This window comes from Pseudomonas sp. SLFW (assembly GCF_009905615.1).
GTDB lineage: Bacteria > Pseudomonadota > Gammaproteobacteria > Pseudomonadales > Pseudomonadaceae > Aquipseudomonas > Aquipseudomonas bambusae.
The window spans coordinates 143531-157232 of record NZ_JAAAKW010000008.1 but is presented as its reverse complement, the minus strand read 5'-3'; the positions used below and the strand labels follow the sequence as shown (position 1 = coordinate 157232).

General features: G+C 57.1%; 15 protein-coding genes and 1 pseudogene. 1 reads left to right on the top strand and 15 read right to left on the bottom strand.

Annotation, left to right across the window (positions count from 1 at the left end; genetic code table 11):
• Window positions 1-4: 4 nt before the first annotated feature.
• The 15 genes from queE to GVN17_RS16140 form a co-directional block, all read right to left on the bottom strand.
• The gene (gene queE, locus GVN17_RS16210; protein ID WP_108120958.1) at window positions 5-652 is read right to left on the bottom strand and encodes a 7-carboxy-7-deazaguanine synthase QueE; all 648 of its coding nucleotides are present in this window, start codon (window positions 650-652) and stop codon (window positions 5-7) included.
• A gap of 177 nt (window positions 653-829) precedes the next feature.
• A complete protein-coding gene (gene ybgF, locus GVN17_RS16205; RefSeq protein ID WP_166596267.1) occupies window positions 830-1660 on the bottom strand; it encodes a tol-pal system protein YbgF in 831 nt (276 codons plus the stop codon).
• 6 nt (window positions 1661-1666) lie between these two features.
• On the bottom strand, window positions 1667-2167 hold the full coding sequence (gene pal / locus GVN17_RS16200) for a peptidoglycan-associated lipoprotein Pal (protein WP_074752666.1): 501 nt from the start codon (window positions 2165-2167) through the stop codon (window positions 1667-1669).
• 52 nt (window positions 2168-2219) lie between these two features.
• Window positions 2220-3521 carry a Tol-Pal system beta propeller repeat protein TolB gene (tolB, locus tag GVN17_RS16195; protein ID WP_166596266.1) on the bottom strand — a complete coding sequence of 434 codons (1302 nt, stop codon included), beginning with the start codon at window positions 3519-3521 and terminating at the stop codon, window positions 2220-2222.
• Window positions 3518-4588, bottom strand: coding sequence for a cell envelope integrity protein TolA (tolA, locus tag GVN17_RS16190; protein WP_166596265.1), 1071 nt, complete (start codon window positions 4586-4588; stop codon window positions 3518-3520). The genes tolB and tolA overlap by 4 nt, the downstream gene beginning before the upstream one ends.
• A complete protein-coding gene (gene tolR / locus GVN17_RS16185; protein ID WP_166596264.1) occupies window positions 4588-5052 on the bottom strand; it encodes a protein TolR in 465 nt (154 codons plus the stop codon). The genes tolA and tolR overlap by 1 nt, the downstream gene beginning before the upstream one ends.
• Window positions 5053-5066: 14 nt before the next feature.
• Window positions 5067-5762 carry a protein TolQ gene (gene tolQ, locus GVN17_RS16180; protein WP_110947339.1) on the bottom strand — a complete coding sequence of 232 codons (696 nt, stop codon included), beginning with the start codon at window positions 5760-5762 and terminating at the stop codon, window positions 5067-5069.
• The gene (gene ybgC, locus GVN17_RS16175) at window positions 5752-6222 is read right to left on the bottom strand and encodes a tol-pal system-associated acyl-CoA thioesterase (RefSeq protein WP_166596263.1); all 471 of its coding nucleotides are present in this window, start codon (window positions 6220-6222) and stop codon (window positions 5752-5754) included. Before ybgC ends, tolQ begins: the two co-directional genes overlap by 11 nt.
• Before the next feature lie 138 nt (window positions 6223-6360).
• Window positions 6361-7416 carry a Holliday junction branch migration DNA helicase RuvB gene (gene ruvB / locus GVN17_RS16170; RefSeq protein ID WP_166596262.1) on the bottom strand — a complete coding sequence of 352 codons (1056 nt, stop codon included), beginning with the start codon at window positions 7414-7416 and terminating at the stop codon, window positions 6361-6363.
• Window positions 7417-8025, bottom strand: coding sequence for a Holliday junction branch migration protein RuvA (ruvA, locus tag GVN17_RS16165; RefSeq protein WP_166596261.1), 609 nt, complete (start codon window positions 8023-8025; stop codon window positions 7417-7419).
• Window positions 8026-8139: 114 nt separating this feature from the next.
• Entirely contained in the window at window positions 8140-8664 is a 525-nt protein-coding gene (ruvC, locus tag GVN17_RS16160) for a crossover junction endodeoxyribonuclease RuvC (protein ID WP_166596260.1), read from the bottom strand.
• Window positions 8665-8790: 126 nt separating this feature from the next.
• A complete protein-coding gene (locus tag GVN17_RS16155) occupies window positions 8791-9537 on the bottom strand; it encodes a YebC/PmpR family DNA-binding transcriptional regulator (protein WP_166596259.1) in 747 nt (248 codons plus the stop codon).
• 135 nt (window positions 9538-9672) lie between these two features.
• Window positions 9673-11448, bottom strand: coding sequence for an aspartate--tRNA ligase (aspS, locus tag GVN17_RS16150; RefSeq protein ID WP_166596258.1), 1776 nt, complete (start codon window positions 11446-11448; stop codon window positions 9673-9675).
• 280 nt (window positions 11449-11728) lie between these two features.
• Window positions 11729-12070 carry a ribbon-helix-helix domain-containing protein gene (locus GVN17_RS16145; protein ID WP_166596257.1) on the bottom strand — a complete coding sequence of 114 codons (342 nt, stop codon included), beginning with the start codon at window positions 12068-12070 and terminating at the stop codon, window positions 11729-11731.
• Window positions 12071-12475: 405 nt separating this feature from the next.
• The gene (locus tag GVN17_RS16140; protein ID WP_166596256.1) at window positions 12476-12949 is read right to left on the bottom strand and encodes a Dps family protein; all 474 of its coding nucleotides are present in this window, start codon (window positions 12947-12949) and stop codon (window positions 12476-12478) included.
• A gap of 387 nt (window positions 12950-13336) precedes the next feature.
• Here GVN17_RS16140 and GVN17_RS29825 point away from each other — a divergent pair.
• Window positions 13337-13612, top strand: a pseudogene (locus GVN17_RS29825) (cold shock domain-containing protein membrane protein); the annotation flags it as partial.
• Window positions 13613-13702 lie beyond the last annotated feature (90 nt).

Sequence of the window (13702 nt, the reverse complement as noted above, 5' to 3'; positions counted from 1 at the left end):
CATCTCAGCGCCCCGGCTCATCGTTCCAGAGGATTTTATGGAGCTGCAGCTGGAGGCGCACCGGCAGGTTGTCGGCAACGATCCAGTCGGCGAGGTCTCGAACGTTCAGATCGCGATGCACAGGAGAAAACAGCACTTCCCCTGCTCGACGGTCCAGACCGTACTGGATGATCTTTGAAACCGCCCAGTCGTAGTCTTCCCGCGAGCAGATGACGAACTTGATCTGGTCGTTCGGGGTCAGGAGTTCGATATTCTCATAGCGATTGCGCGCCACTTCTTTCGAGCCTGGCGTTTTCAGATCGACCACACGGCTGACGCGAGGGTCAACCTTGGAAATGTCCAGTGCGCCACTGGTCTCCAGCGACACTTCGTAGCCGGCATCGCACAACCGCTGAAGCAGCGGAATGGCGTTGGGTTGGGCAAGAGGCTCGCCGCCGGTCACGCAGACGTAACGCGGGCGGTAGCTGGCGACTTGCTCCATGAGCGAATCGAGGGTCTGAATCGTGCCGCCTGTGAACGCGTATTCGCTGTCGCAATAGCCGCAACGCAGGGGACAACCGGTGAGGCGCACAAATACGGTAGGCAAGCCTGCTGTGCGCGTTTCACCCTGTAACGAGTAAAAAACTTCGGTGATGCGTAATGTGTCTTGCATAGGGGCCACGGGCGTAACGGCTAAACAGGCCATCCGCCTCCGTCAGGCACTTCTGTGCACCCTGCGCTCGCAGAATCCAAAGAAGCGTAATCAATACCGGAATTTCGGGTGCGAGATTCTAACGAAAAAAGCCGCGCAACGCGCGGCTTTCTTGAATCGAGGGTCAATCACCTGGTGTCAGAGGCGTTGAAGATCGCGCTGAGCCAGTTGTGCTGCCGACGTCCCAGGGTACTGGGCAACGACCTGCTGCAGAATGCCTTTGACCTTGTCGGTATGACCCAGGCGGCGCTCCACATCAGCGAGTTTGTACAACGAATCAGGCACCTTTGCATGCTTTGGGTACAACTGACTCACCTTGGCGAAAGCCTGACCGGCACCTTGCAGATCGCCTTTGGCCAGGTTTACTTCACCCAGCCAGTACTGGGCATTGCCCGCGTATTGGCTATTTGGGTACTTACGCAAAAAAGCAGAGAACGCTTGGCTGGCCTTGTCGAAATCCTTGGCCTTGATCAGGTCGAAAGCAGCGTCGTAGTAGAGCTTTTCTTTCGCCGGGTCACCCGGTTCTGTACTGGTCTGAGGCGCCTGTGCGGCAGATGCTCCGCCAGCAGGTGCTACAGGGGCTCCGCCGGCGTTGACGCCACCGTCGGAAGCTGAATTATTCGCAGGTGCGGCAGGTGCGCCACCCGCTCCAATGCGAGAGTCGAGGTCCTTGTAACGATCCAGCGCTTCTTGCTTCATCTGCTGGATATCGTTTTGCTGGACTTCAACGATTCCGCGCAAGCGCGAAATTTCATCCTGCATTTGTTGCAGCTGCATGAACAGCTGACCTTGCGCCGAAGGCTGGGCCGTAGCCCCACCTCCGGCGTAGGCGCCCGCCGTACCATAACCCGATGGCGGATAACTGCTGCCAGCAGAGCCAGAGTTGTCATCGACCACAGGAACCGCACCCAGCGCTGCAAGAGGAAGGGTGAGAGCCAAAACGGTTAAAGCACGGCGGCACGTTCGCATGTCAAATTACTTACGCAGTTCGACGCGACGGTTTTGAGCCCAGGATTGCTCGTCGTTGCCGGTAGCAACTGGACGCTCTTCACCGTAGGAAACCAGTTCCAGCTGAGCTGGCGATACGCCTTGCAGAACCAGGTAGCGTTGAACGGCTTTCGCACGACGCTCGCCCAGTGCCAGGTTGTATTCGCGAGTACCGCGTTCGTCAGTGTTACCTTCCAGAACAACGCGAGCGCCGTTAGCTTTCAGGTCCTTGGCGTGAACGTCCAGAGCGCGCATGGCCTCTGGTTTCAGGTCAGAACTGTCGTATTCGAAGTAGAAAGTGGTGATTGCGCGCAGAGCAGCTTCTTCGCTCAGGCTGCCGTCAACAGCACCAGTGTTAGCGCCGTAACCAGCGTTTGGATCTACAGCAGCGCCTTGACCGGCATTGTCGCCGCCTTTGGACGAGCAACCTACAGCTACAGCCATGGCCAGAGCCAGCGCAGCAAATTTACCAAACTTCAGCATTTCCATCGTGAAACTCCTAATGAACCCCAGTGTGTTAAGTAAAACGTAAAGCGCCGCGTCAGTTCAGGTAAGGGGACCAGGAAGGTTCTCTGACTTCGCCTTGAGCGGTAGGAAGCGGGAGCCTTACGCGTCCATTAATGGACACGAGCATCAAGACTCCCCGGCCCTGCTGGCGGGTGGCGTAGATTACCATGGTGCCGTTGGGCGCAACAGTAGGCGACTCATCAAGGTTGCTGTCTGTGAGGATTTTTACGCTACCGCGCTGCAAATCCTGAGCGGCTACCTTGAAGTTGGTGAAGCCATCTTGACGATGGATCATGACCAGCGTCTTTTCATCGGCCGACAATTTAGGGTTGGCGTTGTAGTTACCGATGAAAGTGACGCGTTCAGCGCCGCCACCATTAATGCTCGTTTTATAGATCTGTGGTTTGCCGCCACGATCAGAAGTGAAATAAAGAGTCGAACCGTCTTTACCGAAGAAAGGTTCGGTATCGATGGACGAATCATTCGTGACGCGCGAAAGCTGACGCGACGCCAGGTTCATCACATAAATCTCAGGGTTGCCATCTTTCGACAGGACCATGGCCAGCTTGCTGCCGTCCGGAGACCAGGCCGGTGCGCCGTTCAGGCCTTCGAAGTTGGTGATTTGCTCGCGACGGCCCGTGTCGATGTGCTGAACGAAGATGCGCGGACGCTTCTGCTCGAACGACACGTAGGCGATACGCTTGCCATCCGGCGCGAAACGTGGGGACAGGATCGGCTCACGGGATTGCAGCAGTGTTACTGCGCGAGCCCCGTCGTAGTCCGAACGTTGCAGCGTGTAACGGGTGTTGTTCGTACCGAAACGCTCAGCGGTAACGTACAGCATGCGAGTCGAGAACGCGCCTTTGATGCCAGTCAGCTTTTCAAACGACTGGTCGGCGATGTAGTGCGCCATGTCGCGCAGTTGATCGGTCGTACCTGAAACGTTACCGGTCAGCACTTGCTGCTCGGTCGCGACGTTGAACAACGCGTACTGGACCTGCAAACGACCGCCCGCAGGCGAAATGCTGCCGACCATCACGTACTGGGCACCCAGCGCTTTCCAGTCGCGGAAGATGACTTCGCTGGCCTGACTCGGCTGGCTGATCATGTTTTCCTTTGGAATCGGCGTGTAATAGCCCGAATTCAGCATGTCGTTGCTGATGATCTGAGCCATGTCTTCAGGCAGCACGCTACCGCCTTGCAGGCCGAAAGGCACGATTGCAATCGGCGTGGCGCGGTCGCTGCCGCTTGTGACCAGAATGTTCTTTTCGTCGGCAGCGGCGAAACCCGCTGCGCAACAAAGAACGACAAGCAATCCTCGAAGAAGGTTAATCACAAGGCTAGATCCTCAGGTGTGAATGTCATCTTGAATGAACGGTAAGGCGCGAAATCCGAAGGTTTCAGCCCCTGCATCTCTGTCAAACGACCAATGTTCTTGACCGCTGCTACTGCCGAACTGTCGAACGGACCATCGCCGCTGGACTTGGCCACGGTCACGGAACTGATCGTACCGTCCGGCAACATGGCGATCTGCAACACGACTGTCATGCCTTTGCGCGCTGAAGGGGGACGTGCCCAGCCTTCCGCAGCTCGCGAGCGAATCAAGTCATCGAAGCTGCCAGCGACTTCATCACCCTTCTCATCGGCCAGCGCCTGTTGGCGTTCCGGCTTGTCGGAGAGCAGGTCGGCCAGTGCTTGCGCCTTCTTGTCTTCCGCCGATTTACGGGCAGCGTCCTGTGCCTTCTTCTTGGCGTCGTCTGCAGCTTTCTTCTTGGCGTCCTCAGCCGCTTTTTTCTTCGCGTCTTCAGCAGCCTTTTTCTTCGCATCGTCAGCCGCCTGCTTTTTCGCGTCCTCGGCAGCCTGTTTCTTGGCTTCTTCCGCGGCGGCGCGCTTGGCGTCTTCCTCAGCTTTTTTCTTCGCGTCGTCTTCAGCTTTCTTCTTGGCTATATCAGCCAATTGTTTCTCTTCTGCTGCTTTCTTCGCATCGTCTGCTTTTTTGGCTTCAGCTTTCTTCGCGTCGTCGGCCTTTTTGGCTTCTTCCGCTTTCTTCGCTTCTTCAGCCTTTTGCTCTTCGGCCTTTTGAGCGGCATCGGCTTTCTTTTGTTCCGCCGCCTTTATCGCCTCTTGCTCAACTTTTTTCTGCTCCATCTGCTCGACTTCCGTTTGTCGCGCAGCGGATTTCTTTGCCTCGCCAGCAAGCTTCTGGTTGGTCTGGGTCGTCGCCTGACTTTTCGACTTGAGCTGATACAGCGTGGCCTGAACGATAGGTTTCGACTCAGGCAGTTCCGGTGTCATCGCGAAGCTCACGAACAACAGACCAAAAATCAGGACGTGCAGTGCCACAGCCCAGACGGAGGGCCAGAAGTAGCTTTCCGAGGCTGACGGCTCTCGAATCGGCTGCATCAGGGCGCCTCGGTAATCAGACCAACGTTCCCGACTCCGGCCTTCTGCAACCCGCCCATCGTGCCCATGACAGAGCCATAGTCGACGGATTTGTCACCGCGAATGAACACCTGAGTCTGCTTGCCGGCCTCACGACCTGCCGCGATGATTTTGGTCACGGCGCTGGTCAGTTGCGGCAAGGTCATGGCCTTGTCCATCTGCTTGTCGGTGTCGACTTCGCTGCCAAGGTTCCAGTAATAGGATTTGTCAGCCTTGATCGAAATGGTCAGGACCTGATTGTTGTTGTCCTGCGGCAAAGCCTCGCTGGAGACCTTGGGCAGATCGACTTTCACGCCCTGGTTAATCATTGGAGCCGTCACCATGAAAATGACCAGCAGCACCAACATCACGTCGATGTAAGGCACCACGTTCATTTCGGCGACCGGCTTGCGTTTGCTGCGTCGACCGCGAGCGATTAAAGCCATTGGGAAATACCTGCTTAGTCTTCGCTGGTGTGCACTTTACGGTGCAGGATGGCCTGGAACTCGTCGGCGAATGTGTAGTAACGGCCAATCAGGTTCTCGCCACGAGCGGCGAAACGGTTGTAGGCGATTACTGCAGGGATTGCCGCGAACAGGCCGATGGCGGTAGCGATCAGGGCTTCGGCGATACCCGGTGCAACGGTGGCCAGCGTGGCCTGTTGAGCAGTGGCCAGACCACGGAAGGAGTTCATGATCCCCCATACGGTCCCGAACAGACCGACGTACGGGCTGGTGGAACCCACGGTCGCCAGGAAAGGCAGGCTCTGCTCAAGCTTTTCTTCTTCACGGGAGATGGCAACGCGCATGGCACGGGCGACCCCTTCCATGACGGCATCGGGATCGACACCTGGCTGCTGACGCAGGCGCGAGAATTCTTTAAAACCGGCACGGAAGATCTGCTCGACGCCCGAATCCGGGTCAGGGTTGCTGCCCGCTTGACGGTACAGCTTGGACAGGTCGATACCCGACCAGAAACGCTCCTCGAAGCTGTCCAGCGCACGGCGCCCAGCGCGCAGCATCGAGCTGCGCTGAAAAATCATGATCCACGAAGTGACCGATGCGGCCACCAGGATCAGCATTACCAACTGTACGACCACGCTGGCATTGCTGACCAAACTCCACATGGAGGTATGGTCGACGACGTTAGCTTCCACGCTGTATCTCCTGCTCTGAAAGTGTTCCCGCGCCACTCTGACCGGCGAAGGCCGCGCGCAGAGTTTCGGGAATGGCCCGGGGTTTAAAACTATCGGCGCGTACGCACGCCACTAAAAACTGCCCTTCGCAGAGCAGCACATCATCCGTGGCCCGCCTGACATGCTGATGAAAGCGCAGGCTGGCTCGGTTCAATTCGATCACTTCGGCGCTGACCAGGAGTTCGTCGTCCAGTCGAGCCGGTTGGTGATAACGCGCCTCACTGGAGTGCACGACAAACAACAGGTTCTCGTCACCGGCCATTGCGGATTGAGCAAAGCCCAATGCCCGCAGCCGCTCGGTCCGAGCCCGCTCCATGAATTTCAGGTAGTTGACGTAGTAGACGATGCCGCCCGCATCGGTGTCTTCGTAATAAACGCGACAGCGATGTGCAAACGACTGACCCCCGTTTTGCGCGCGCATACTCTAGTGCTTACTCCTTTGGTTGCCAATCCGGCCAGGCAACTGTTTTTCATCGTTTTTCATCGGCAGGCACTAGGCACATTGCCGTGACTGCCCGTCTGACCACCAAACCCCGGAATAAATCGGTGAATCACACATTTATTCGTCGGTATCGTCCGCCAACTCATCCGTGACTGACCGCTCCCCCATTCTGGAGGGGATGTTCAGACCGAAGTGCAGGTACGCATGCCGCGTGACCATGCGACCGCGAGGTGTGCGCATCATATAGCCTTGCTGGATCAAATAGGGCTCCAGCACGTCCTCGATGGTGTGTCTTTCTTCGCTGATGGCGGCAGCGAGGTTGTCGACGCCCACCGGGCCACCATCAAACTTTTCGATCATGGTCAATAACAGACGACGGTCCTGATGATCGAAGCCACGCTCATCGACGTCCAGCAGGTTCAGCGCGAGATCGGCGATGGCCTTGGTGATCTCCCCTTTTGCGCGCACCTCGGCAAAATCCCGCACCCGGCGCAACAACCGGTTCGCGATTCGAGGCGTGCCTCGCGCGCGACGGGCGATTTCGAAGGCCCCCTCGTCTTCGATGTGCAAGCCAAGGATGCCCGCCGAACGGGAGACGATGGTCGCGAGGTCTGCGGTGCTATAGAACTCAAGACGCTGGACGATGCCGAAGCGGTCACGCAGCGGATTGGTCAGCATGCCCGCGCGGGTGGTGGCTCCCACGAGGGTGAACGGCGGGAGGTCGAGCTTGATCGAGCGCGCCGCCGGGCCTTCGCCAATCATGATGTCCAGTTGAAAGTCTTCCATCGCGGGGTACAAAACCTCCTCGACGATGGGCGACAGACGGTGGATTTCATCGATGAACAGCACGTCGTGGGGTTCAAGATTGGTGAGGATCGCCGCCAGATCACCCGGCCGTTCGAGCACAGGCCCCGACGTGCTCTTGATGGACACACCCATTTCCTGAGCGATGATGTTGGCCAGCGTGGTTTTACCCAGGCCCGGCGGACCGAAGATCAGCGTGTGATCGAGCGCTTCGCTCCGTCCACGGGCGGCCTGGATGAACAGTTCCATCTGCTCGCGCACGGTGGGCTGACCAATATAATCGGCCAGGCTCAGCGGCCGGATGGCGCGATCCAGTTGCTCGTCACGGTCGCGGCCGGTGGCGGCGATCAGGCGGTCGGCTTCGATCACTTACAACATCCCCTTGAGTGCGCGGCGAATCAGATCTTCACTGCTCAAATTCTTGTCTTTGATGGCGGTAATTGCCTTGCTGGCTTCTTGAGGCTTATAGCCCAACGAAACCAAGGCGCTAATAGCGTCCGACTCTGCTGTAGCGACTTGCAACGGCGCGCCCGGCCCTTCAGACACCAGCGCGAACGTGCCCGGCAACGCATCCCAGGCCTTGAAACGGTCCTTGAGCTCGACAAGCAGACGTTCCGCTGTTTTTTTGCCGACACCCGGCACACGGGTCAACGCCGACGTGTCCTGAGCCTGAACACATCGCACCAGCTCATCGACTTCCAGTGTCGACATCAACGCCAGCGCCAGCTTGGGACCTACCCCGTTCAGTCGGATCAACTCCCGAAACATCTCGCGATCACGCTTCTCGTAGAAGCCGAACAGCAGGTGGGCGTCTTCACGAACGACCAGGTGAGTGTGCAGCGTCACCGTTTCGCCCACATGAGGCAGACGATAAAGGGTTGTCATGGGGACTTCGATCTCGTAGCCCACGCCCCCAACATCGAGTACCAGATGCGGCGGTTGTTTCTCGACCAACGCACCGCGCAAACGTCCAATCACGTATCAGATCCTTTCCAGTAGCCGGTCACTGCGAGGAACAGGGCCAAACCCTGATCGCCATCTTTGCAGGACTCAGAAGAGCTGCAAGTGAACATTTATAAGTGAATGATGCCATCAGAGCCGCAGACGCCCACCTCGGCTCCGTGCCGTATTCAAGCCATGAGGGATCAGACTGGAACGAGTGTGAGCGTGGCACAAGGCGATCGCCAGGGCATCCGAAGCGTCTACCTGTGGCTTTTTGGTCAATTTCAACAAGTGCATGACCATCATCATCACCTGATCCTTGTTCGCCCCACCCGTACCGGCAACGGCCTGCTTGACCTGCGTGGCTGAATATTCGGCGATTTCCAGAGTTTCTTCGGCGGCGGCAACGATGGCGGCCCCTCGGGCCTGACCGAGCTTGAGCGCGGAGTCGGCATTGCGAGCCATAAAAACCTTTTCGATACCCATGGTGACGGGACCATAAGTCTGGATCACCTCGCGCACCCCACGATAGACGATCTGAAGCCGTTCATGCAGCAAGCCGCTGCCCGTACGGATACAGCCCGAGGCCACGTATTCGCATCCCCGTCCAGTGTCGCGCACCACACCGAAGCCGGTGATTCGCGAACCGGGGTCGATACCTAGAATAAGAGTCATAACGCCTGCAGCTTGAGAAGTGACGCGTACGTTTGAACGCAGCATAAAGGCAGAAGCCGGAGGCCGATAGCGATGATCGAGTCAGCGCTTCGTGCCTCCGGCCTCATGACCCGGCCAATGTGAAGATCAGCCAAGCTGCTCCATCACGTCGTCCGGAATTTCTGCGTTGGAATAGACGTTCTGAACGTCATCCAGGTCTTCGAGCATATCGATCAGCTTGAGCACCTTCTCCGCCATTTCAAGATCCAGCACGGCGCTGGTGGTCGGCTGCATCACGATCTCCGCGTCTACTGCCTTGAACCCCGCCGCTTCAAGGGCGTTTCGCACGGCATAAAAGCCGGCAAATGACGTGAATACATCAATGGAGCCGTCTTCATGGGTCACGACGTCATCGGCGTCGGCTTCCATCGCGGCTTCCATCAGCGCATCTTCGTCGATACCCGACGCGAAGGAAATCTGTCCCTTGCGTTCAAACAGGTACGACACCGAACCGTCGGTGCCCAAGTTGCCGCCACACTTACTGAATGCATGACGCACCGCTGCTGCCGTGCGATTGCGGTTGTCTGTCATGGTTTCGACCATAACCGCCACACCGCCGGGGCCGTAGCCTTCATAACCCAGCTCGACCATGTCGTCGGCATCGGCAGCGCCCGCACCGCGAGCGATCGCCCGATCAATGATGTCGCGGCTCATGTTCGCACCCAGCGCCTTGTCCTGAGCCAGACGCAAGCGAGGATTCGATGCCGGATCACCACCACCCTGGCGGGCAGCGACGGTCAGCTCACGAATCCACTTGGTGAAAATCTTGCCTTTCTTGGCGTCCTGACGCTCTTTGCGGTGCTTGATGTTCGCCCACTTGGAATGACCAGCCATAACACGCTCCAAACCTTGAAACACGCACGCTCCCGCTCGATCACACGAACGGCAGCGCTTCACTCGAATCTGTGCCCGAGATGGGCGGGGGACCGAGGCGACTCACCGGGGTGACTCGCCTCCTCCCTTGACGGCTTACTCGGCCTTCGGCGTTTCGCGCAGGCGAATATGCAGCTCGCGCAGTGCCTTGGCATCGACAACGCCTGGTGCCTGAGTCATGACGTCCGCTGCACTCTGGGTTTTCGGGAAGGCAATGACTTCACGAATCGACTGCGCACCTGTCATCAGCATGACCAGACGATCAAGACCGAATGCGAGGCCACCGTGCGGCGGTGCACCGTATTTCAGAGCATCGAGCAGGAAGCCGAACTTCTCTTGCTGCTCGTCTTCGGAAATGCCCAACAGACGGAAGACCGCTTGCTGCATTTCTTTGCGGTGGATACGGATCGAGCCGCCGCCCAGCTCCGTGCCGTTCAATACCATGTCGTAAGCACGCGACAGGGCGGTGGCCGGATTGGCCTCCAGCTCTTCAGGCGAGCATTTCGGCGCGGTGAACGGGTGGTGCAACGCCGTGAAGCTTCCGTCGTCGTTCTCTTCGAACATCGGGAAATCGACGACCCACATCGGGGCCCACTCACAGGTCAGCAGGTTCAGGTCGTGACCCAGCTTGATACGCAGGGCACCCAGCGCTTCGCTGACGACTTTGAACTTGTCGGCGCCGAAGAACACGATGTCGCCATCGACCGCGCCGACGCGATCCAGGATCACGTTCAGGTTGGCTTCCGGAATGTTCTTCACGATAGGCGACTGCAGCCCTTCAACACCTTTCGCACGCTCGTTGACCTTGATGTACGCCAGGCCTTTCGCGCCGTAGATGCCGACGAACTTGGTGTAGTCATCGATCTTGCTGCGCGGCATGCTCGCGCCACTCGGAACGCGCAACGCGGTCACGCGGCATTTCGGATCGTTGGCAGGACCGCTGAAGACCTTGAATTCGACGTCCTTGAGCTGATCGGCCACGTCCACCAGTTCCAGCGGGTTGCGCAGGTCTGGCTTGTCGGAACCGTAGCGGCGCATGGCTTCTTCGAAGGTCATGTGCGGGAAGTCACCAAACTCCAGGTCCAGCACTTCCTTGAACAGCTTGCGAATCATGCTTTCGGTGAGACCAATGATGTCTTCCTCGTTGAGGAAGCTGGTCTCGATGTCGATCTGAGTGAACTCAGGCTGACGGTCGGCACGCAGGTCTTCGTCACGGAAGCATTTTGCGATCTGGTAGTAACGGTCGAAGCCAGCGACCATCAGCAGTTGCTTGAACAGCTGAGGCGACTGCGGCAGGGCAAAGAAGCTGCCTGCGTGGGTACGGCTAGGCACCAGATAATCACGCGCACCCTCAGGGGTGGCACGTGTCAGGATCGGGGTTTCAACGTCGAGGAAGCCGTTGCCGTCCAGGAAGCCGCGGATGCTGGACGTGATGCGCGAACGCAGACGCAGCTTCTCGGCCATCTCAGGGCGACGCAGATCGATGAAACGATAGCGCAGGCGGGTTTCTTCGCCGACGTCGGAATATTCGTTCAACGGGAACGGCGGGGTTTCCGACTCGTTCAGCACTTCCAGCTCGTAACCCAGCACTTCGATGGCACCGGAGGCCATGTTCGGGTTGACGGCACCCGCTGGACGGGCGCGGACCTTACCGGTCAGCTTGACGACGTATTCGCTGCGGACACGGTCGGCAATGGCGAAGGTGTCGGCGCGATCAGGATCGAAGACCACCTGGGCCAGACCTTCACGATCGCGGATGTCGAGGAAAATCACCCCTCCGTGGTCACGACGACGGTGGACCCATCCGCAAAGGGTAATTTCCTGGCCTTCCAGGCTTTCGTTCAGTTGGCCGCAATAATGGCTGCGCATCATGATCGTGTATTCACTTCTCGTAATTCGGAATTCGGTGGAGCTCTCGCCCGTCGCCAGTGGGCAATGGTGCAGGAGCCTTGGCATGCAGTTCAACCCGACGGTCTGTCCCTGCCTTCCTTAGTAAGGCGGGGGATTATATAGGGTTAATCAAGGCTGTGCAGCCGCGCAGGCGGATAGAGATCAAGATGTCGTCCGGAGCGCGGTTTTTTGGCTGCCGGACGACTGTCGCAAGGAGTGCGCCCGCGAAGGACGCACCCACAGAGAATGAGCGCCCTGGAGATCAGGCAGACGATAACTGGAAGCCTTCGGCCTTCAACAGATGCGTCACACACACCACGCGAATCAAACCACTGAAGTTCTTCACCCCGCCATAACGTAGGTGAACTTCCCGATCAACGTAGGACAGTACCGCGTTGATCGAACAACTATTGCAACTGGCTATCTCGGAAAGGACATTCCAGTACACACCCTCCAGCCGCAAACAAGTTGCAAGCCCATTGAGCCTCACCGACCTCGATTGCGGTTGCGCCAGATCCATATTGAAGCCCTCAACGAACGGATCATTCGGAACTCTGAAACATCGATGCACATCCTGTACCTCCCTTGCGGTGTTTTGACTCATGAAATACCCCTTGATGCTATTTCGAACGCAACGATAGAAACATTTGAAATCAAATAATTGACATGCCTATCAAGCCCTATTCATAGGGGGTTCGCCAGCGGAAGCAGCACTTATGAGGTGTAGGACATCACCACAAATTTGGAGCGAAATTTGAGGAGCTTTAATTCAAGGGTGAGCGCCGACAACAGCAGGTATTAGATATATATATTTTTGCACTTTTAAAAACTTACCCAGCATCGCAAAAAACCGGCGGCTGAAATTCCAGACAGCAAAACTTAATCGATTCAGCGCCCGTTATTCGCGCCGAACTGGTTAATAAGTTCGCGCACCGATCTAAAAAACTGGCGGAATAAAAGCGAGCCAAGAGGGAAGCGAGTGGTGATTTAAACCACTCGCGGACGCGGCTTACTTGACGTCAAGCATCGCGCGCAACATCCACGCGGTTTTTTCGTGAACTTGCATACGCTGGGTCAACAGATCGGCGGTAGGCTCATCGCTCACTTTATCGAGAAGAGGAAAAATCCCACGAGCTGTACGCGTAACGGCCTCTTGGCCACTGACCAATGAGCGAATCATGTCCTCTGCGGACGGAACGCCTTCTTCTTCCTTGATTGAGGAAAGACGTGCATAAGTCGTGTAGGTGCCTGGCGCCGGGAAACCCAGAGCACGAATACGTTCGGCGATCAAATCCACCGCCAGTGCAAGCTCGTTGTACTGCTCTTCGAACATCAGATGGAGCGTACGGAACATCGGCCCGGTGACGTTCCAGTGAAAATTGTGGGTTTTCAAATACAGTACATAAGTGTCTGCCAACAGGCGGGAAAGGCCGTCTACGATGGACTTGCGGTCTTCTTCGCTGATTCCGATGTCAATTGCCATGCTACGTCCTCTTTATATGATGGTCGTTTTAAAAGTCTGTTCGCCACTCTAGCAAGACACACGCAGCCGTGCAGCCACCTTGGCGCACGGCAACTCTGTAGAAACGGAATTCGTGTCCACGACCCAGACAGCTCTGAATCAAGCCTTTGACCAACGGCGACGATTCGAAGACAAATCGCCATCATCTTCTGCGATCAATGGCGCTAAGCGCTTGATTTGAGTAGCTCTGCGCTTTGCTGTTAAATACAGACGTGCCGCTACCGCTCCACCATCGGGTGGTAGCGCACAGGCTGAATCGGCATTTGTGCATCACGTCTCCTTTTTTTCAGAAGCGTACCGGAAGCCGCCAGCCTCATATCGTGATCCTTCTTAATGTGAGTCATCAAAATGTTGAAAATAGTCCACCTGCTAACGGGCGCAGCTGCCCTGCTGCTTTCATTCATACCCAGCCTGCGTAGTGAAGCGTTGTCTTCTTACCTGTCTCAACCCGACGCACTGTATCTAGCCCTTTTTGGCCTGATCAACCTCGTCATTGCTCCGCTGATCCCTTACTGGAACCGAGGCCTGCGTCATCAACTGCAAAATCTGGTCAGCGCGTTGCTGGTGCTGGCGGTCGTGCTCCAAATCCTGACACTGCTCGTTCCACTTGAAACCATCGCAGGCCAACCTGCCGTTCTGGTCAGCCTGCTGGCCCTGGTAGTCGCGGTGGCCATTCATCTGGGGGTCAGCTTCTACAAGTCATCCCCGTCCGCT

Coding starts and splice junctions, on each gene's coding strand:
- queE (WP_108120958.1), bottom strand. CDS start 652: ATGCAAGACACATTACGCATCACCGAAGTTTTTTACTCGTTACAGGGT.
- ybgF (WP_166596267.1), bottom strand. CDS start 1,660: ATGCGAACGTGCCGCCGTGCTTTAACCGTTTTGGCTCTCACCCTTCCT.
- pal (WP_074752666.1), bottom strand. CDS start 2,167: ATGGAAATGCTGAAGTTTGGTAAATTTGCTGCGCTGGCTCTGGCCATG.
- tolA (WP_166596265.1), bottom strand. CDS start 4,588: ATGCAGCCGATTCGAGAGCCGTCAGCCTCGGAAAGCTACTTCTGGCCC.
- tolR (WP_166596264.1), bottom strand. CDS start 5,052: ATGGCTTTAATCGCTCGCGGTCGACGCAGCAAACGCAAGCCGGTCGCC.
- ybgC (WP_166596263.1), bottom strand. CDS start 6,222: ATGCGCGCGCAAAACGGGGGTCAGTCGTTTGCACATCGCTGTCGCGTT.
- ruvC (WP_166596260.1), bottom strand. CDS start 8,664: ATGACTCTTATTCTAGGTATCGACCCCGGTTCGCGAATCACCGGCTTC.
- GVN17_RS16155 (WP_166596259.1), bottom strand. CDS start 9,537: ATGGCTGGTCATTCCAAGTGGGCGAACATCAAGCACCGCAAAGAGCGT.
- aspS (WP_166596258.1), bottom strand. CDS start 11,448: ATGATGCGCAGCCATTATTGCGGCCAACTGAACGAAAGCCTGGAAGGC.
- GVN17_RS16145 (WP_166596257.1), bottom strand. CDS start 12,070: ATGAGTCAAAACACCGCAAGGGAGGTACAGGATGTGCATCGATGTTTC.
- GVN17_RS16140 (WP_166596256.1), bottom strand. CDS start 12,949: ATGGCAATTGACATCGGAATCAGCGAAGAAGACCGCAAGTCCATCGTA.